The sequence below is a fragment of the Niabella agricola genome (assembly GCF_021538615.1).
In the GTDB taxonomy this organism is placed as follows: domain Bacteria; phylum Bacteroidota; class Bacteroidia; order Chitinophagales; family Chitinophagaceae; genus Niabella; species Niabella agricola.
On sequence record NZ_JAJHIZ010000002.1, the window covers coordinates 447577 to 464278 of the forward strand.

The window sequence follows — 16702 nt, forward strand, 5'->3', positions numbered from 1 at the left end:
GGAAAACTGGAAATTAATTGTTAGGATTGTATTTTTTTTAAGTTAGGGTCATCTAACAAAATGAATTGAAATGTCGAAAAATTATATACGGGTGATCGGGTTTGCCTTGCTGCTGATGGTCGCAATGATGGCTTGTCAGAAAATGCTGCCCGGAGCGCCGGCCAAAGATCAACTGCTGGATGGCCCCGTAGAGGGACTTACAACGGATCAGCACCTGCAGTTCCTGCGGGGGGATGTAGCGTTTAATGACGAAGTGTTTGTGGCAGAAACCGGCCTGGGGCCTTTATTTGTGGCTACATCCTGTGGCAGCTGTCATGCAGGCGACGGAAAAGGCCATCCGTTTACTACATTAACGCGCTTCGGACAACCGGATACATCAGGTAACCGGTACCTTCAGCAGGGTGGCCCTCAGTTACAACATCGTGCGTTGCCTGGTTTTTTACCCGAGCAGCTTCCCGCCGGAGCCACTTTCTCCCGGTTTATGCCTCCCGCAAATACAGGCCTGGGCTTCCTGGACGCCGTACCGGATGCAGAACTGCTGAAATATGCAGATCCGGATGACGCGGATGGCGACGGTATCTCCGGAAGACCCAACTGGATTACATTGCCCGGCTATTGTTCCCTGAGAACGGGTGCGGTACAACAGAATGGAAAATATATCGGGCGGTTTGGTAAAAAAGCTGCTGTGTATGATTTATTGCAGCAAACAGCCACGGCTTATAACCAGGATATGGGTATTACTTCTGCATATGAGCCGCACGATACCTATAACGGGCACGCCATTGACCCGGAGATCAGTATTGCCAAAGTACTGGATGTGGTCTTCTACCTGAAAACACTGAAAGTGCCCTTTCAACGCAAGCCGGAAAACGCAGTAGTAAAGGCCGGCCGGCAGCACTTCCTGGCGCTTCGCTGCAGCAGTTGCCATGTGCCGGAACTGAAGACCGGTTATTCGTCCATCGCTGCGCTTTCGTACAAAGTTTTTTATCCGTACACCGACCTGCTGTTACACGATATGGGGCCTGGCCTAAATGACGGATATACCGAAGGAACTGCCTTGCCGGAGGAATGGAGAACGCCTCCGCTCTGGGGGCTGGGGCTTTCAATGAATGCGCAGGGCGGAAGCTATTTCCTGATGCATGATGGCCGGGCGGGAAGCATCCGTGAAGCGATTCTCATGCATGGGGGAGAAGCACAGCAAAGCCGTGATCGTTTTCAGCAGCTAACGGAACCGGAGCAGCAAGAACTGATTAAATTTTTAGAAAGTCTTTAAATACGTGCATACAACCATTGCTTTTAACACAGAGATGGATAGCGCCGCCTGGTGACAACCTGCAGGTGCCCGGCCCGTAAAATGATAAAATTAAATTATGAAACGGCAGCAATTTTTACAACAATGTGGTTTTACCTGTTTGGGTATCCTGGGGCTGGGCGCGCTTGCGGAAAGCTGTACCACATCCAGGCATCTGCAGATGCCCATCAACGGCCATAACCAGCTACAGGTGCCGTTATCGGCTTTTATTGCGGAAAAAAAAGATTCTACTCAATATAAACGCTACCTGGTGGTTAGTAATGAGCGCCTGAATTATCCCATTGTTATCTACCGGGAAAGTGCTGCTGATTATACAGCGTTATTACTGCGCTGCAGTCATCAATATAACGAACTAAATGTTGCCGGAGCATTGCTTACCTGTCCAGCGCACGGCAGTGAATTTAATACAAAGGGGGAAGTTGTGCAAGGCCCAGCGGATGCGCCATTACGCGTTTTCCCTGTTAAGGTCGAAGAAAAAAGCCTGTTGATTGATCTGGCATGAGGGCATTACTGCCGGTGTCCGGACGCATACCTCTGCTGAAAATTTTATCAAACCTGTAATCGCCTGCCTGGACAGGCGTCCAAGAAACTTATCGGAATGAAACGTTTTTTTTTATTATTAATATTGCTGACAATGACCGGTATTGCCCGCGCACAGCGGGATACGGCCCTTTTTAAACGGATCGTTCCGGATACCGGCAGTCTCAAAATGAATATGGATGCCGTTTACAACCGGCCCTTTGTGCAGGCAGGAAAATTGCCAGCCATATTAGGAGGTTATGTGGAAGCGAACTCCGCCTACTTCAGTGAAGATGGCGTTTCGGAAGGATTGTCGTTCCAGCTGCCCCGGCTCACTTTGTTTATCGCATCTACCATCCGGAGACGGATCAAATTCCTTTCAGAAATAGAACTGGAGGAGGGCGGACGTGAGATCAATATTGAATTTGCATCGGTGGATGTGGAATTAAACCCATTGCTGAATCTTCGTGGAGGGGTTATCATGAACCCGATCGGCGCCTTCAACCAGAATCATGATGGCCCCAAATGGGAATTTATCAGTCGCCCGGTTGCAGCAACGACCATCATTCCTGCTACCTGGAGCACGGTTGGCTTTGGTGTATTTGGAAAATACGCCCGGGATAACTGGGTATGGGCTTATGAAGCTTATCTGACAAATGGGTTTGATAACAAGATTATTAACAACAATCAAAACCGTACCTGGATGCCCGCTGCAAAAGCCAATGCAGCGCGTTTTGAGGAAAGTTTTAACGGAGCGCCGTTGGTAACTTTAAAGGGAGCGGTGCGGCATCGCCGCTTAGGTGAAATCGGCATTTCCTGGATGGGCGGGGTTTATAATAAATACCGGGAAGACGGGATTGACCTGGATAAAAAGAGACGGGTGGATTTTTTAGCACTGGATTATAATACCCGTTTATCAAAATGGAATACGGCCATTACCGGGGAATGGGTATGGGCCTGGATCGGGGTTCCTCCTACCTATACGCAGCAATATGGCCGCCGGCAGCAAGGCGGGTTTGTCGATCTGGTGCAGCCCATTCTTCAACGGGAGCTGCTGGGGTGGAACCAGGCTGCGATCAATCTTGCTTTAAGAGGAGAATATGCCGACTATAATGTGGGACGGTTTATGGAAACCGGCGGGAAGATCTATGACCAGGTTACGGCCATTGTTCCGGGTATCAGCTTCCGGCCTTCGGCGCAAACGGTGCTGCGAGCCAATTACCGGTATGAATGGCACCGCGATCTGCTGGGAAACCCCGCTAAAAAGATCGCGGGATTTCAGTTCGGGCTCTCCACTTATTTCTAGAAGACGATATCCATAAAATGCACCGGCACCGCTCTATTCCGGCGGCCGCGGTTCCAGGTGCTGTTGTATAAATGCTTCCAGTTCTTTTCCATGAAGATTGATGGCAATGACCTGGTTTTGTTCGTTGAGCACCACGTTAAACGGAAGTGCTTCAATGCCGTAGTCCTTAGCTGCTGCGCTTTTCCAGAATTTAAGATCGCTTACCTGTATCCAGTTGATTTTTAAACGGGCCACCATTTTTTCCCAGGTACGTTTGTCTTTGTCTAACGAAACCCCCACCATTTCAAATTTGTTTTCTTTAACGGAGGCTGCGAATTTTTTATACAGTTCTTTTAGCAGCGGTTGTTCTTTTACACAGGGCGCACACCAGCTGGCCCAGAAATCAATCAGGATCAGCCGGCCTTTTAGCGCATTGAGTGTGAATGGCTGGCCGTCAATCCGGGGCATGCTGATTTCCGGTGCATGCTGTCCGGTTTTTAACAGGGAGCTCTGAGCGATACAGGTACCGGCAACCAGGCAAACGATGAATGTGCTGAAGACCCGGTACATCATTCTTCATTTACGGGGTACTGCTTATCCAGCCAGTCCGTCTTTATATTTTTAGGGATGTTCAGCAGCCATGCTTTTTTAAAGCCCATACCGGTTATTGTTTTGAAAGCCGGCCGGATATTGGGGCACCGGTCAAACGGACAACAGCCGCAATACAGAACGATCTCTTTAGTCCTGGGGATTTTTTTCAGGTAGCGCTTTAACTGCTTCAGGTGCTCCGGCTCATGGGCCGGCCCCATATTAACAGAACCTTTTATAACGGCATCGGGGCCCACTGATACAATCAGCAGGTGATCGTCTGTTTTTTTGCTGATCTGGGCCGCAAGGGTTTGCGTAGCCATTAGCTGCGCTTCGCTCCAAGGCTCTTTTGTAGGTTGCGCCGCGGCCGTTCCTTTTAATAAAAACAATACAATATGCAGGAAAAACACGTGCTTCATAATCCATCTTTTGGTAAAGATACAGGTTTGTGCTCCCCGACCAAAAGGCGATGGGCGGAAGGTATAACAGGACGGCTTCCAAAAAACGGGGATTTTGAAGGCGCAAAAAAAGCGAACCTGCAGCATTGATCCTGGCCGATCAAAAAAAAGCGCAGCCCGTTGGACTAAACTTTTCCTGATCTAATAAGCGCTGCATGCAGGCGCTGCCTATAATGAAGTGCCGCCGTTACATCCACCAATGATAATAATTATGTAGCCCGTCGTATTCAAATCCGCAACGGGGGTAGAGCTTATTGCCGATGGCGTTGGTTTTTTCTGTTTCGAGCATTAACCCGCAGGCGCCGGTTTCTTCGCACCATTGCTTGCAGCGGTCAATTAATGCCACGGATAGTCCCTTGCCTCTGTAATCGGGGTGTACAAACAGATCGCTTAGGAGCCACTGTTTTTTTAGTTTGGTATAGTGGAATAATTTATATAGCTGCACGAATCCCACGGCCTGTTCACCTGCCAGGATCAGAAAGATATCGGATTCATGATTCAGTAGCCGCTCTTTAAGAAAGGCTTTCCCTTTTTCTACATCAGGTTCCTGGCGGTAAAATATCCGGTAAAGATTGAAGAGAACGGCTGCAGCTTCCAGGTCTTCCAAACCCGCTTTTTTGATTTTGTAATCCATTGCTGTTTTTATTTGATTAATGCCGTAAAAGTATGCTTAAACAGGACTACTTTTGTGGTCCAGATTTTAGTTAATAAGTAGTCCAGAATGTTTCCATTAGAAAGTATTATTCTGATCGATAAAAGACGCAAAGTGCCGGTTTATCAACAGATCGTTTACGCCATTGCAGCGGCCATACGGAATGGTGTGCTGACACCAGGAGCGGGTCTTCCCGGCAGTCGTGAACTGGCAGGAGTGCTAGGCGTTCACCGGAAAACGGTGATAGCTGCCTACGATGAACTGCATGCGCAGGACTGGATACAGATCGTGCCGAGAAAACGGGTGTGGGTATCGGAAACTATCCCGTTATTAAAACCTCGGAAATGGAATCATACACCGCGTATTGCATCTTATGCACATTCATTTGCGCTTCCGTTCCGCATGGTAACGCCGGTAACGAAAGCGGGCGTTGCGGACGTCCCGCAAATGATTATTGATGACGGGCACCCGGATGTCAGGCTGTCTCCGATTGACGAGCTGTTGAAAACCTACCGGTCGTATACCTCAAGAACGTTCGCCATAAGGAACGCGCACTCCGGAACGGAGCAGGGCACCCTGCAGTTACGGGAGGAATTGGCTCGTTATCTGTCGGAAACAAGAGGTTTGAATAGCGCAGCAGAAAATCTTTTAATTACACATGGCGCACAGATGGGTATTTACCTGGCTGCCCGGCTGCTGCTTTATCCAAAGGCGGCTGTGATTGCGGGTGCACCCAATTACCCGGTTGCTAATGGAACATTCAAAGAAGCAAAGGCCCGCCTGGTTGAAGTGGCTGTGGATGAGCAAGGCATCGATACCGACGCAATTGAAGCGATCTGTATGAAGCGGAAGGTTGTTGCTGTTTATGCGATTCCGCACCATCATTATCCAACCACGGTAACCTTAAGCCCCGCCCGGAGGATGAAACTGCTTGAATTGTCAAAAAGGTTTGGTTTTGCAATTATTGAAGATGACTACGATTATGATTACCATTACACTTCGTCGCCTTATTTGCCACTTGCAAGCGGGGAACATGCCGGAAACGTGATTTATATCGGCTCGTTTTCAAAAATACTGGACCCTTCCCTGCGCATCGGGTTTATGGTGGCGCCGCGGAATTTTATCGAACAGTGTAAAGCGCTCCGGACCCTTATCGATGTAGGCGGAGATGGATATATGCAAAATGCACTGGCGGCTTTAATTAAAAGCGGGGAACTCAAACGGCATCTTAAAAAAGCAAAGAAGATCTATCATCAGCGGAGAGATTTTCTGGACCAACTTCTGAAAGAACACCTGGGAACGGTTCTTTCCTATACATTGCCGTCAGGAGGCATGGCCATTTGGATCCGGTTGTTACCGGAATACCCCGTAAACCGGCTTGAAGCCATCACGCAGTTAAAGATCCTGAGGATAGATACGGTGCAAAATGCCTTTCGTTTTGGTTTTGCTTCCATGAATGAGAAAGAGCTGGAAACGGCCGTGCATGTCTTAAAGGAGAGTTTAAGCCGCCTGTATAACCCGTAACTGCAGCAAAAATATATAAAGAAGACAAGAGCGTCTGTTGCTACCTGACACCGGATCTTTTTTGCGCTTTTTCCCGCTTCATGCGTTGACGGATATCTGTCTCTACCTGCCGGGGAGGAATGGATTGATACAGGTTGCCGGACGAGGGTTCCATAGAAGGAGCTTTCTTTACCTGGTATTTGTATACGATATTGGCCGATATCCGGTAGGCAAGCGTGGGGAACAAATGATGAAAAAAATAGGCTGCCTGTGTTTTCCAACCGACAGCGATGTCTCGGTTTTTGGATGATGCAGCCGCATGCAGCACGGCATTTACCGCTTTGGAAGTTCGGTCCATAAAACCCATACGGGGAGCACGGCCGCTATAGCTGGCGGCGTGATCCCAGATGGGGGTATTCAATGCCCAGGGATCTACGGATACGATCCGGATCGCTTTCATACCGGCCAGGCGCAGCTCCTGGCGCAGCGCAATGCCCATGTTTTTGATACCGGCTTTGGCGGCCACATAGCCTGTTTGGTAGGGCGTTGGCAGCCTGCTTTCTGCCGACACGATATTGATCAGTTGTCCGTAGCCCTGCTGCCGGAACTGCCTGATGGCTTCATAACTTCCATATAAAGTATCTTTCAGATTCACATCGATAACCCGGCTCTGATCCTTTAATGGTACTTCCCACAAACTTCCCATTGCCGTTACACCGGCATTATTTACCCAAACATCAATCTTCTTCCACCGGGCAACCGTACCCGACCGCAGCAACTGTACCGCCATGGTGTCGCTCACATCCGTTGGAGCAACCCAGGCTTCACCACCGTAACGCCGGATCTCTGTGGCAACGGCTTCAAGGGCTTCCCTGTTTCGGGCGGCAAGCACCACCCGGGCCTTGCATCGGCCTGCTTCAAGGGCTATGCCACGCCCTAAACCGCTCGAGGCCCCGGTGATCACCCATACCTGCTGATCAATCCTTTTTTGTTTGGAGCGACTTAAACGATGTGTGGTACACCCGGTCGCCAGCCATTGCACAAAAGCGAGCATCAATAACAGGTATGGTGATACCAAAGACCGCGGCTTTATGAATACGCGTTCCATTGCAGGGGACTTGCGGCTTCGGCTTCTGAAATTTCTTCTTTGCGCTCCTGTCCAAGCTCCTGGTCTGTTTCCGCTACTTCTTCGATTGTCCGGTCCGTACCCTCGATAGATTCCGTTGCCAGTCCTTCCGTGTCCCGCACATGGTTAATGGGATCTTCTATATATTGCCACTCCTCGCCGAGTTTGGTGCTGATGCCTTCATTCCAGGGGCCACGCATTTCTTCTCCGTTGGACATATTGTAATACTTATTGCTGTGGCGCGGATCACCCTGTAACGTGCCCTGGGGAAAATTAGGTTGCACGGTTTCTAATGCGGCTTCAAACATTTGGAAATGTGCAATCTCCCGGGTCATTAAAAACTGCAGCGATTCTTTTACATAAGGGTCATCAGTAAACTGCATTAAATATTCATAAACAATTTTAGCCCTTGATTCGGCAGCCATATTGGACCGGAGATCCACGGAAAGATCGCCATTGGCATTGATATAGGTGCCGCTCCAGGGGTTGCCACAACTGTCTGATAAAATTGGCGCGCCGCCGGAAAGAACGCCAAACTGCGGATTTACCATGGCTTCATGGATATAGCTTTCCTTGCCGGCCGTACCGTTCATAACCTGCATGATTTCGGAAGTGTCTGCAGCGTTTTTCAGTTCTCCGTTTACACCTGTAAGCAGCAACTGGATGGTGGCACCTACAATTTCAAGGTGGCTAAACTCCTCGGTGGCAATATCCATAAGCAGATCATACTTGTCCGGATAAGCCCGCTTACAGGGAAAAGCCTGTATAAAATATTGCATAGCTGCTTTCAGCTCGCCATTGGAGCCACCAAATTGCTCGAGCAATAATCTTGCAAAACGGGGGTCGGGCTTCGATACCCTTACATTAAACTGAAGTTCTTTTACGTGGTGGAACATAAGAATGCGTTTTATATTTTTTATTACAAACGGGATGCAAAAACAGGGCAGCGGGAAGTACTGCTTTGGAGATGATTGCATTAGTCGGAGCCTTCTGTTTTTACAATTTTGTTATAGATACCAAACAGCAAAAAAGGTGCAACCCATTGCCCGATAAAAAGCGCGCGGTGGTCCTGTTTAAATAGTTTAAAGGTAAGCGAAGTTGCCATTGCTGTTACTGCGGTCCACAGGTATACATCCGACGGGATTTTCGCCGTTTGCTGTTCAATACTCTTTGCGGTTTTTCCTTCTGAATGATTCATAATTGATCGTTTTGAGCGTTTAAAAAATTATTTACGCCGGGGAGCTTTTAAAAGCGCCCAGGCGATGATTACGAGGACAATAATGGTTGCCAGGATAATTACAAACATTTTTTGTCTGGTCCAAATTGCCTGCCATGATAAGCACCGGCGGCGTCGTTACGGATATAAAATCTTGTTGCGCTGCGATATGTGGCAGCGACCCGGGACATTTATATAAAAGTTGGATTTCTGTGTCGCATCTGCTTCCTTCAAATGGGAATACGGTTCTACATAGTGTGGTCCGATTTCCTGAACAACCGTTCCTGGCATTTATGATTGTGTGTAAATGGGTTCGCCGGACGGGGTGGTTAGACGCCTGAACGATTCGGGAAACTGATCTGATGAACGGGCGGCATTCCTGGCCTGGGGCTTGTTGTTAAAAACAAAAGGCGTGTTTCATAAACGATCCGGCCCGCCTGGAAAGCATGGCATTTTCTAACACTTAAAATACAATCTTATGTTGTACACAAACAGACTTGAAAAATCATTTTGCGGTATTATTGAATACGATGATACCAGGCTGTTGGCCGCTGTCATCCATAGGAATGAACCCGGGGAAGGTTGGGGTAAGGAAACGGATGGAGCAGCCGGTGCCGGATATGAAGACGACCCGGAGGATGATGAATCGCATTGGCAGGAGGCAGACGAGGAGGCGGATGCTGAGGGGGGAAGTACAGCGTAAATGACGGCATCGTTAACCAGACCGGAGTAGCAGGATTGCCGGAAAGCTTCGGACAGTCCTTTCATTATAGCGCACTGTATCCGCCTGCTGAGCCGAACTCCGAGCACGGGAAACCTATTAATAAAAAAACAGATGAGCAAACGGATCATCCTAAAATTATTTTTATGAAAACAACCGCTAAGCAAAAGCAAACCACCGGCACTGCAAAGAAGACCAATCCCGGGAAAAAAAGAAAACCCGGAGGTAACCCAGACGGTCAGACCTTTTCGGATGATCCGACGGTTATTGACCAGGCCTTAAAGGACCAGTCGGAGAATAAGACACAGCGTACAAACAGGTCTGCCTCAAAAAAGTAATAGGCGGGTACTTGGTCCGTTTTTAAATGGAATAAAAAATTATATATGAAGAAACAATGGTATGCAGCCGTAGCCGTACCGCTGATCATTTTAACGGGATCCTGTTCCCGGGATGAATCCGGCGATGTTAATCCCAACCCTGTAGATAGCAACTATGTTATCACTACATCGTATATCAATTTAGGAGAGGTAGACGCCGGTAATCTGGCTATAGGAAAGAGCAATAATCCCGTCCTGCGGGACTACGGACAGCAATTAGTAAATGATCATACCCAGGCCCAGGCTGAATTGGCCGAAACTACCCGGAATATGGGATACCGCCTGCCGGCAGAAACGGATCAAAAGCATAAAGAGATGGCAGCCATGCTGGCACAACTGGATGGTCGTACGTTTGACTCAACCTTTATATATAAGATGCTGGAAGGGCATCAGGAAGCGTTGGTCATACAGGAAAATGAAATTTCCGGCGGCCGGAGTCCGGCCCTCCGGAATTATGCATCCCGGATTCTGCCGGTGATTAAAAAACATGAGGCGCTTGCGGATAGTATAGCGCATCATTTATTTCCAATGAAAGAGTAAGGGGTATTGGCGCTTGCGAAGGCATCGCTCCCGTATTAGGTGTGGTCTGGTTGTACTGGTATATCAGTGTAACCAGACCATGCTTTTATAAAGCAAGTTCAATAACAGCTCCGGGTTGTCAGTGGTACCGGGTTTTTGAACGAAATCAGCCAAAACCTGTAAATGGCCTCAGTGCGGCACGGTACACATTTTGGGAGATTTCTTCTGCCGGTTGCCCTCAATCGGATGGATTATGTAAAGAACTCCTGCTCGGCCGTATAATAAGTGGGGCGGCCGCCCATTGTTGTTTTTTGAATCTCGGCCCCGTCCGGACTGTGCTTTTTATGATGGTTGTGCACGTTCATAAAATCTCTGACTTCACCGGATATGGCATCGGGTGCCTGCTTCAGGATCTGTTTTTCTGCATTTTTTAAAACATCTCTGATGGCTTTTGCAAGACGGGTTACGGCTTTTTCGGGTATTTTACCGGCGATGGAGCCGGGTGCTATCCTTGCAGTCCATAAGATCTCATCTGCATATGCGTTACCGATTCCGGAGATCCGCTGCTGATCCATTAACAGCGCTTTGATCTTTGACCGGCTTCCGGCAAGCTGTGCCTTTAGCCATTTTGTGGATAAAGCGTCTGACAGGGCGTCTATGGCTTTCGTGGGCTCCGGGTTTAACGCGAAGTGCGCCGCTTTTTGAAAATCAGTCAGAGCCAGGGTGTGTTCCGGAAACTCCAGGCGTGCAATGCAATGCTTTGGGCGTTCGCTCCCCGCTTCCATCCATACCAGCTGTCCGTGAAGCATCAGGTGTAAGGTTAGTTTTGCATCTTTTCCAAAATCAAACAGCAATTGTTTTCCTAAACGGGAAACTTCTTTTAATTTCTTTCCGGCAAGCACTTCATTAAGCGCTTTTTCCGAAGTCCGCGTTTTCCCCGCTGCATCCAGGTACAGGTGGCGAAGCTTTTTTTTTTGAAGCGCTTTATTGAGATTCCGGCTGAAGACCTGAAGGTCGGGTAGTTCGGGCATGAGATTATAGTTTATGCTCGGAAGCGTTTTTTTGTTATTCTGGTAATCACACCAAAAAATGTGCTAACCTACCGTTTTATATTGGGCTGATTTGATCAGCTAAATTATTAGCCAGTCAGGCTATTTGTGGATTCTTCATATTGGCGGGGAATATTTTCCACATAAATATGATGGCATGGATTGTGTCGCCATACATTCTCTTACATTTAGACTAAACAGCATACGGTCATGGGATTTTAAAAAAAGTTCATTGAAATTCCTGTATTGAAAGCGCATTTCAAAAGGAAACGAGGAAATTCCAGACCATCATTATTGAAGTTTTAACGAACATGCTGATGTTGGAAGTATGGAGGTTTACTGCGGCATGTTGAATGATGGAATGTTTTTTGTAACGTTTTAACAGTTAAAAAATACCTGGTGCGCCGTGATTGGGTGCCGGATGATGGTGTAATTGCCGTCTAAATATTTAAAAGGGTACGAAGTGCGTTTGTAAAATGTCTAATCAAAGGTCTGGTTTGGTTGCGGAAGAGAAGCAGGCCCTGCTGGCGGCTATCGTATCATCATCTCAGGATGCCATTGTAAGCAAAACGCTGAAAGGGGTTATTACGAGCTGGAATCCCGCTGCCGAGCGGCTTTTTGGCTACAAAGAACGAGAAGTATTGGGCAAGCATATCTCGCTGATCATACCGGAAGACCGGATACATGAAGAAGATTTTATCCTGGAGCAAATAGGCAGGGGGCAGCGTATCGAACATTTTGAAACAGTGCGTAAGGCAAAGAACGGAACACTGATCCCGATTTCGCTTACAATTTCTCCTGTATTTAATGAGCGGAAAGAAATCATCGGAGCTTCCAAGATTGCGCGCGATATTTCAGAAATGATTGCGTCCAAACTGGAAAAGGAGCGGCTTTACGAGGAGGTGAACGTGCTGAGCCGGAAAAAAGATGAGTTTATTGCTTTGGCGGCGCATGAACTGAAAACTCCTATTACTTCATTGCGGGGTTTTATGGAAGTGTTGCAGTTGCATGCCACTGCCGACAGTTTACAGGCTGGTTTGCTCGAAAGATGCGTCCGGCAAACGAATAAATTAACAACGCTGCTCAATGATCTTCTGGATGTGTCGCGCCTTCAGATTGGAAAATTGCTGCTTCGTTGTGAAAAATTTGACTTGGTGGCAATGGTGCAGGAAGTACTTTCAGGCTTTACGCACTCGGCCAGGCACCGATTCATTTTTAAAAACAAAAAGCCCGTTGTTATTTACGCCGACCGGATCCGCCTGGAGCAGGTATTGACCAACCTTCTTAACAATGCCGTTAAATATACGCCTGCAGGAGGAACGGTAACCATAAAAATGCGGGAAGCGGCTGGTAAGGTTTATGTATCGGTGCGGGATGAGGGTTTGGGGATTGAGCCGGAACACTTAACCAAAATTTTTAACCAGTTTTACCGGGCCGTTGATCCCGGGGCCAATATTTCCGGCCTGGGAATCGGGTTGTATATCAGTAAAGAAATTATTACGCGGCACGGCGGAACAATCGGGGTTAAAAGCCGGAAAGGTAGCGGATCAGTTTTTGTATTTTCAATTCCAAAGCAATATCAGCAATGATGATCCTACATAATTTTGACACGTGAAAAAGGATGTTTTAATCATAGAGGACGATGAAGACATACGTTACCTGATCGCCTATGTGCTAAAAAAAGCGCAGTACGAAGTCCGGATCGGCGCTTCCGCAGGTGATTTGAGCAGCGAACTATCAGTAAAAAGACCGGATATTATCATCCTGGACATCATGCTTCCTGACGGAAACGGGGTTGAACTATGCAGGAAACTGAAAGAAGACCGTTTAACCCGCCATATACCTGTGATCATTATGTCGGCGCACCAGTTCAGTAATCTGGAAGATGCCTGCGCCGACGATTTTATCAGCAAGCCCTTTAGTATTAAGCAGATTGTAGCTACAGTGGAACGGGTTTCCGGATAAACACGTTGGGGGCAGCAGCTGCTGGTAATATTTGCGGGGGCACGGGAAATTAAATCCATATCCGGATTGCCCTCTGCTAAATAAAAAGGTCCGCTTTCGCGAACCTTTTGCCCGGCAGGTGCTATTTACCGGGGCCTATCCTCAGTTTGAACAGCTTATGGAGTTCGTTTTGATGCTTCTATGTCCTGAACGGTTTTTTTACCGGTTTCAAGCGTTATTTCTTTTGTAGTAATGGCATAGTCATTGGGATGTATATCCGCTCCGTATTCCACGGCGTATGCCTTCGTGAATTCGGCACCCAGGTACAGAATGATGGAGGAGTAATAAACCCAAACGAGCAAAACCACCAGCGAGCCGGCGGCGCCATAAGTACTGCCCACTTTTGTCTGTGAAATGTAGAGCGAGATACCCGATTTGCCCAGCATGAATAACAGGGCAGTAATCACTGCGCCGGCGATAATGTCGCGCCAGCGGATCCGGGCATCGGGCAGCACCTTGAAGATTACTGCAAAAATGAGCGCGCTGGTAGCGAATGTGAGCAACAGGTTGAAAATATAAAATACTACCACTGTCACATCAGGATACCTTGCGCGGAGTCCGCTGCTGATGCTTTCAATAATTCCGGATATGGTTAGTGATACCAGCAGGAGAAACCCCAGGCTGATAATAACGGAAAACGACAGGAACCGGTTCCGGAGCATCTTTAACCAGCCTTTCCGGGGCTTTGCTTTTAATCCCCATATGGTGTTGATGGAGTCCTGGATTTCTCCGAATATGGTGGTGGCTCCAATTAAGAGTGTTATTCCACCAATAATGGCTGCAATCTTGCTTTTTCCCGTCAGGGAGGCGTTTTTTATAATTTCCTGCAGTTGAATAGCAGTGTCCTGCCCTATAAAGCCACGTAAAACCGAAAACACGGCTCCCTCAACGGCTGCTCTTCCTAAAAACAATCCGCAGAGGGAAATGATCATTACCAGCAACGGCCCCATTGAGAAGACTGTATAGTAAGCCAGGGACCCGCTTAGCTTGGTGATTTTATGCGCTGAAAACCCCTTAAAGGTTTCCTGTATCACCTTCCATATCCCTTTTGGGGTGATGGGCTTTCTTTTACGGGCTGCTGCTGTTGATTCCATCATGTTTACCAGCGTTAGAATAAACGATCTGTATCCTTACAGGCCTGCTTTTTCGCGGGTGGGCTTCATGTTGATAAAAGACAATAAATAAGTATGCCAATTCTTGCAGCCATAATGTGCAGGAAGCTGACAGATGCCACCGGGAGCTTTCAGGCGCGGCTTATATTCCCAGCGTATGGATGAGTTCCCGGGCTGCGGCAGCGCCGGCACGATTGGCGCCAATTGTGGATGCAGAAGGCCCGTAACCTACAAGATGTATACGGGGTTCTTTAGCCACCATGGTAGCTAACCTGCCGGCCATGATGATGCCGCCGTTGTTTTCCCTGGGTAAAACAGGCTTTAAATGTTCCAGGGCGCTTTTAAAACCGGTATTCCACAGGATGACATCCGCTTTTTCTTCACGTCCGTCTTCCCATCTTACGCCGTTCACTGTAATCTCGTCAAACATCGGGTACCGTTTCAATACCCCTCTTTTTTCCATGTCGATTACTTCCGGCGAAATGGGTAAGCCGGTAACAGAAACCACAGATAAAGGTGGTAACCCTTTTCTGACCCGCGCTTCCACCATTGCCACGGCGTTGTGACCGGCTACATCATCAAAGGGACCTTCTCTGAATTCGGGGGGGCGCCGTGTTACCCAGGTAGTAGTAGTAACTTTTGAAATCTGATCGAGTAATTGAATCGCGGAAATACCGCCTCCTACCACAATTACGTGTTTGCCTTTAAAATCATCGGCTGTTTTAAAGTCACGGGTATGTAATTGCTTCCCCTGAAAAAGATGGGCGCCCCGGTATTCCGGGATATAAGGATTTTCCCAGGTGCCTGTGGCATTAATAATGCCTGAGGCAGAAAACAAGAGGGTGGGGCTGTCGATGTAAAAACGCTGCTGATGAAGATAAACGGTGTGCACCTTCAATGGCCGGTACACCCGGATGTCCATTTTCTTTTCGTATAAATCATAGTAAAGCGGTACGGCTACATGGGCAGGCACGGCACTGTCATTTGTTTCAATGGCTTCTTTGAACGGCAAGCCCGGCAGATCATGAATGCGGTTAACCGTGCTCAGTGTAAGCGAAGGCCACCGGTATTGCCAGGCGCCGCCGGCACGGGGTGCTTCGTCCACCACCATAAAATCCGGACCAGCCCTCAGCCCCAATTTCTTTAAATGGTACGCCGCAGATAGGCCTGCCTGTCCGGCACCGATGACCGCGATCCTGGTTTTATACCGGATGTTAGTGATCATGAAATAATCTCTTTTACCGCCAACCCAGCCCGGGAGCCACATGCTCCAGTATGGCAGAAAGCACATGTATATTATAATCCACACCCAGGGTATTGGGGATGGTGAGCAGTATCGTATCCGCTTCCCGGATGGCCTCGTCTTTGGCCAGTTCTTCGATCAGCTGATCGGGCTCTGCTGCATAGCTCCGGCCAAAAATTGCCCGTTTATCTGCTTCCAGTACGCCGATCGTATCGGTTCTGTCTGCCTCATGACCAAAGTAGTAGCGGTCCTGGTCGTTTACCAATGCAAAAATCGACCGGCTTACTGAAACACGGGGCTTGTGTGGATGCCCTGCTTCTTCCCAGGCCTGTTTAAACAACCGGATCTGTTCCGCCTGCTGTACATGGAACGGCTTGCCGCTTTCATCAAATTTCAACGTAGAGCTTTGCAGGTTCATCCCGGTTTTCCCTGCCCAAACGGCCGTGGCATCGGAAGCCGATCCCCACCAGATGCGGTTGCGCAGGCCCGGGGAAAATGGTTCCAGGCGCAGCAATCCCGGAGGATTGGGGAACATGGGGTTGGGGTTCGGCTGAGCAAATCCCAGGCCTTTCAATTGCTCAAAAAACTCCAATCCTTTCCTGCGGCCCATATCGGCATCGGTTTCCCCGGCGGCCGGCTCATACCCAAAATAGCGCCAGCCGTCTATCACCTGTTCGGGTGAACCCCTGCTGATTCCCAATTGTAACCGCCCCCCGGAAATTAAATCGGCGGCGCCGGCCTCTTCTGCCATATATAATGGATTCTCATACCGCATATCAATGACGCCGGTTCCAATTTCAATTTTGCTGGTTTTGGCGCCGATGGCCGACAATAAGGGAAAGGGAGATGCCAGCTGCTTGGCAAAATGATGTACCCGGAAATAAGCCCCGTCTATACCGATTGCTTCTGCGGCCACCGCTAAGTCTATAGACTGCAGCAAGGTATCGGCCGCCGTTTTTGTGCTGTAGGCCGGATGATTTGCCCAGTGACCAAACGACAGAAATCCTATTTTTTTCAT

The 16702-nt window shown here is 48.5% G+C and carries 19 protein-coding genes; 9 read left to right on the forward strand and 10 right to left on the reverse strand.

Annotation, left to right across the window (positions count from 1 at the left end; translation table 11 throughout):
• Nucleotides 1-70: 70 nt before the first annotated feature.
• The 3 genes from LL912_RS02240 (at nt 71) to LL912_RS02250 (ending at nt 3137) form a co-directional block, all read left to right on the forward strand.
• A complete protein-coding gene (locus tag LL912_RS02240) occupies nt 71-1273 on the forward strand; it encodes a di-heme oxidoredictase family protein (RefSeq protein ID WP_235551929.1) in 1203 nt (400 codons plus the stop codon).
• A 97-nt stretch (nt 1274-1370) separates the two neighbouring features.
• Nucleotides 1371-1814: a Rieske (2Fe-2S) protein gene (locus tag LL912_RS02245; protein ID WP_235551930.1), complete on the forward strand. Its 444-nt coding sequence runs from the start codon at nt 1371-1373 to the stop codon at nt 1812-1814.
• Between the two features lie 96 nt (nt 1815-1910).
• Nucleotides 1911-3137 (forward strand): hypothetical protein, encoded by a 1227-nt coding sequence (locus tag LL912_RS02250; RefSeq protein ID WP_235551931.1) that lies wholly within the window; start codon nt 1911-1913, stop codon nt 3135-3137.
• 33 nt (nt 3138-3170) lie between these two features.
• Here LL912_RS02250 and LL912_RS02255 read toward each other — a convergent pair whose 3' ends face one another.
• The 3 genes from LL912_RS02255 to LL912_RS02265 all read right to left on the reverse strand — a co-directional run bounded on the left by LL912_RS02255 (nt 3171) and on the right by LL912_RS02265 (nt 4796).
• The gene (locus LL912_RS02255; RefSeq protein WP_235551932.1) at nt 3171-3689 is read right to left on the reverse strand and encodes a TlpA family protein disulfide reductase; all 519 of its coding nucleotides are present in this window, start codon (nt 3687-3689) and stop codon (nt 3171-3173) included.
• Entirely contained in the window at nt 3686-4123 is a 438-nt protein-coding gene (locus LL912_RS02260; RefSeq protein WP_235551933.1) for a rhodanese-like domain-containing protein, read from the reverse strand. Before LL912_RS02260 ends, LL912_RS02255 begins: the two co-directional genes overlap by 4 nt.
• 226 nt (nt 4124-4349) lie before the next feature.
• On the reverse strand, nt 4350-4796 hold the full coding sequence (locus tag LL912_RS02265) for a GNAT family N-acetyltransferase (RefSeq protein WP_235551934.1): 447 nt from the start codon (nt 4794-4796) through the stop codon (nt 4350-4352).
• An 87-nt stretch (nt 4797-4883) separates the two neighbouring features.
• Here LL912_RS02265 and LL912_RS02270 point away from each other — a divergent pair, with 87 nt between their 5' ends.
• The gene (locus LL912_RS02270) at nt 4884-6338 is read left to right on the forward strand and encodes an aminotransferase-like domain-containing protein (protein WP_235551935.1); all 1455 of its coding nucleotides are present in this window, start codon (nt 4884-4886) and stop codon (nt 6336-6338) included.
• 40 nt (nt 6339-6378) lie between these two features.
• Here the strand turns inward: LL912_RS02270 and LL912_RS02275 are convergent, their stop codons facing one another.
• The 3 genes from LL912_RS02275 to LL912_RS02285 form a co-directional block, all read right to left on the reverse strand.
• Nucleotides 6379-7425 (reverse strand): SDR family NAD(P)-dependent oxidoreductase, encoded by a 1047-nt coding sequence (locus LL912_RS02275; protein WP_235551936.1) that lies wholly within the window; start codon nt 7423-7425, stop codon nt 6379-6381.
• A complete protein-coding gene (locus tag LL912_RS02280) occupies nt 7407-8339 on the reverse strand; it encodes a manganese catalase family protein (protein WP_235551937.1) in 933 nt (310 codons plus the stop codon). Before LL912_RS02280 ends, LL912_RS02275 begins: the two co-directional genes overlap by 19 nt.
• 80 nt (nt 8340-8419) lie before the next feature.
• Entirely contained in the window at nt 8420-8641 is a 222-nt protein-coding gene (locus LL912_RS02285) for a hypothetical protein (protein WP_235551938.1), read from the reverse strand.
• A 496-nt stretch (nt 8642-9137) separates the two neighbouring features.
• On the opposite strand from LL912_RS02285, the gene LL912_RS02290 reads away from it, so the two are divergent.
• The 3 genes from LL912_RS02290 (at nt 9138) to LL912_RS02300 (ending at nt 10297) form a co-directional block, all read left to right on the forward strand.
• Nucleotides 9138-9362 (forward strand): hypothetical protein, encoded by a 225-nt coding sequence (locus tag LL912_RS02290; RefSeq protein WP_235551939.1) that lies wholly within the window; start codon nt 9138-9140, stop codon nt 9360-9362.
• A gap of 164 nt (nt 9363-9526) precedes the next feature.
• Entirely contained in the window at nt 9527-9718 is a 192-nt protein-coding gene (locus tag LL912_RS02295) for a hypothetical protein (protein WP_235551940.1), read from the forward strand.
• A 45-nt stretch (nt 9719-9763) separates the two neighbouring features.
• The gene (locus LL912_RS02300) at nt 9764-10297 is read left to right on the forward strand and encodes a DUF4142 domain-containing protein (RefSeq protein WP_235551941.1); all 534 of its coding nucleotides are present in this window, start codon (nt 9764-9766) and stop codon (nt 10295-10297) included.
• Between the two features lie 230 nt (nt 10298-10527).
• Here the strand turns inward: LL912_RS02300 and LL912_RS02305 are convergent, their stop codons facing one another.
• The gene (locus LL912_RS02305) at nt 10528-11307 is read right to left on the reverse strand and encodes an Fpg/Nei family DNA glycosylase (RefSeq protein WP_235551942.1); all 780 of its coding nucleotides are present in this window, start codon (nt 11305-11307) and stop codon (nt 10528-10530) included.
• Between the two features lie 494 nt (nt 11308-11801).
• On the opposite strand from LL912_RS02305, the gene LL912_RS02310 reads away from it, so the two are divergent.
• Together LL912_RS02310 and LL912_RS02315 are read left to right on the forward strand one after the other, a co-directional pair.
• Nucleotides 11802-12914 carry a PAS domain-containing sensor histidine kinase gene (locus LL912_RS02310; RefSeq protein WP_235551943.1) on the forward strand — a complete coding sequence of 371 codons (1113 nt, stop codon included), beginning with the start codon at nt 11802-11804 and terminating at the stop codon, nt 12912-12914.
• Between the two features lie 22 nt (nt 12915-12936).
• A complete protein-coding gene (locus LL912_RS02315) occupies nt 12937-13290 on the forward strand; it encodes a response regulator (protein ID WP_235551944.1) in 354 nt (117 codons plus the stop codon).
• A gap of 155 nt (nt 13291-13445) precedes the next feature.
• On the opposite strand, the gene LL912_RS02320 is transcribed toward LL912_RS02315, so the two are convergent.
• The 3 genes from LL912_RS02320 to LL912_RS02330 form a co-directional block, all read right to left on the reverse strand.
• A complete protein-coding gene (locus tag LL912_RS02320; protein WP_235551945.1) occupies nt 13446-14426 on the reverse strand; it encodes a YihY/virulence factor BrkB family protein in 981 nt (326 codons plus the stop codon).
• A gap of 157 nt (nt 14427-14583) precedes the next feature.
• Complete coding sequence (locus tag LL912_RS02325; RefSeq protein ID WP_235551946.1) at nt 14584-15666, reverse strand: NAD(P)-binding domain-containing protein; 1083 nt, start codon at nt 15664-15666, stop codon at nt 14584-14586.
• 13 nt (nt 15667-15679) lie between these two features.
• Entirely contained in the window at nt 15680-16702 is a 1023-nt protein-coding gene (locus LL912_RS02330; protein WP_235551947.1) for an LLM class flavin-dependent oxidoreductase, read from the reverse strand.

What these genes read in the sequence shown, in the direction of transcription:
- LL912_RS02305 (WP_235551942.1), bottom strand. Translation starts at nt 11,307, where the DNA reads ATGCCCGAACTACCCGACCTTCAGGTCTTCAGCCGGAATCTCAATAAA.
- LL912_RS02260 (WP_235551933.1), bottom strand. Translation starts at nt 4,123, where the DNA reads ATGAAGCACGTGTTTTTCCTGCATATTGTATTGTTTTTATTAAAAGGA.
- LL912_RS02245 (WP_235551930.1), top strand. Translation starts at nt 1,371, where the DNA reads ATGAAACGGCAGCAATTTTTACAACAATGTGGTTTTACCTGTTTGGGT.
- LL912_RS02320 (WP_235551945.1), bottom strand. Translation starts at nt 14,426, where the DNA reads ATGATGGAATCAACAGCAGCAGCCCGTAAAAGAAAGCCCATCACCCCA.
- LL912_RS02310 (WP_235551943.1), top strand. Translation starts at nt 11,802, where the DNA reads ATGTCTAATCAAAGGTCTGGTTTGGTTGCGGAAGAGAAGCAGGCCCTG.
- LL912_RS02300 (WP_235551941.1), top strand. Translation starts at nt 9,764, where the DNA reads ATGAAGAAACAATGGTATGCAGCCGTAGCCGTACCGCTGATCATTTTA.
- LL912_RS02255 (WP_235551932.1), bottom strand. Translation starts at nt 3,689, where the DNA reads ATGATGTACCGGGTCTTCAGCACATTCATCGTTTGCCTGGTTGCCGGT.
- LL912_RS02250 (WP_235551931.1), top strand. Translation starts at nt 1,911, where the DNA reads ATGAAACGTTTTTTTTTATTATTAATATTGCTGACAATGACCGGTATT.
- LL912_RS02325 (WP_235551946.1), bottom strand. Translation starts at nt 15,666, where the DNA reads ATGATCACTAACATCCGGTATAAAACCAGGATCGCGGTCATCGGTGCC.
- LL912_RS02290 (WP_235551939.1), top strand. Translation starts at nt 9,138, where the DNA reads ATGTTGTACACAAACAGACTTGAAAAATCATTTTGCGGTATTATTGAA.
- LL912_RS02265 (WP_235551934.1), bottom strand. Translation starts at nt 4,796, where the DNA reads ATGGATTACAAAATCAAAAAAGCGGGTTTGGAAGACCTGGAAGCTGCA.
- LL912_RS02280 (WP_235551937.1), bottom strand. Translation starts at nt 8,339, where the DNA reads ATGTTCCACCACGTAAAAGAACTTCAGTTTAATGTAAGGGTATCGAAG.
- LL912_RS02285 (WP_235551938.1), bottom strand. Translation starts at nt 8,641, where the DNA reads ATGAATCATTCAGAAGGAAAAACCGCAAAGAGTATTGAACAGCAAACG.
- LL912_RS02240 (WP_235551929.1), top strand. Translation starts at nt 71, where the DNA reads ATGTCGAAAAATTATATACGGGTGATCGGGTTTGCCTTGCTGCTGATG.
- LL912_RS02295 (WP_235551940.1), top strand. Translation starts at nt 9,527, where the DNA reads ATGAAAACAACCGCTAAGCAAAAGCAAACCACCGGCACTGCAAAGAAG.
- LL912_RS02275 (WP_235551936.1), bottom strand. Translation starts at nt 7,425, where the DNA reads ATGGAACGCGTATTCATAAAGCCGCGGTCTTTGGTATCACCATACCTG.
- LL912_RS02330 (WP_235551947.1), bottom strand. Translation starts at nt 16,702, where the DNA reads ATGAAAAAAATAGGATTTCTGTCGTTTGGTCACTGGGCAAATCATCCG.
- LL912_RS02270 (WP_235551935.1), top strand. Translation starts at nt 4,884, where the DNA reads ATGTTTCCATTAGAAAGTATTATTCTGATCGATAAAAGACGCAAAGTG.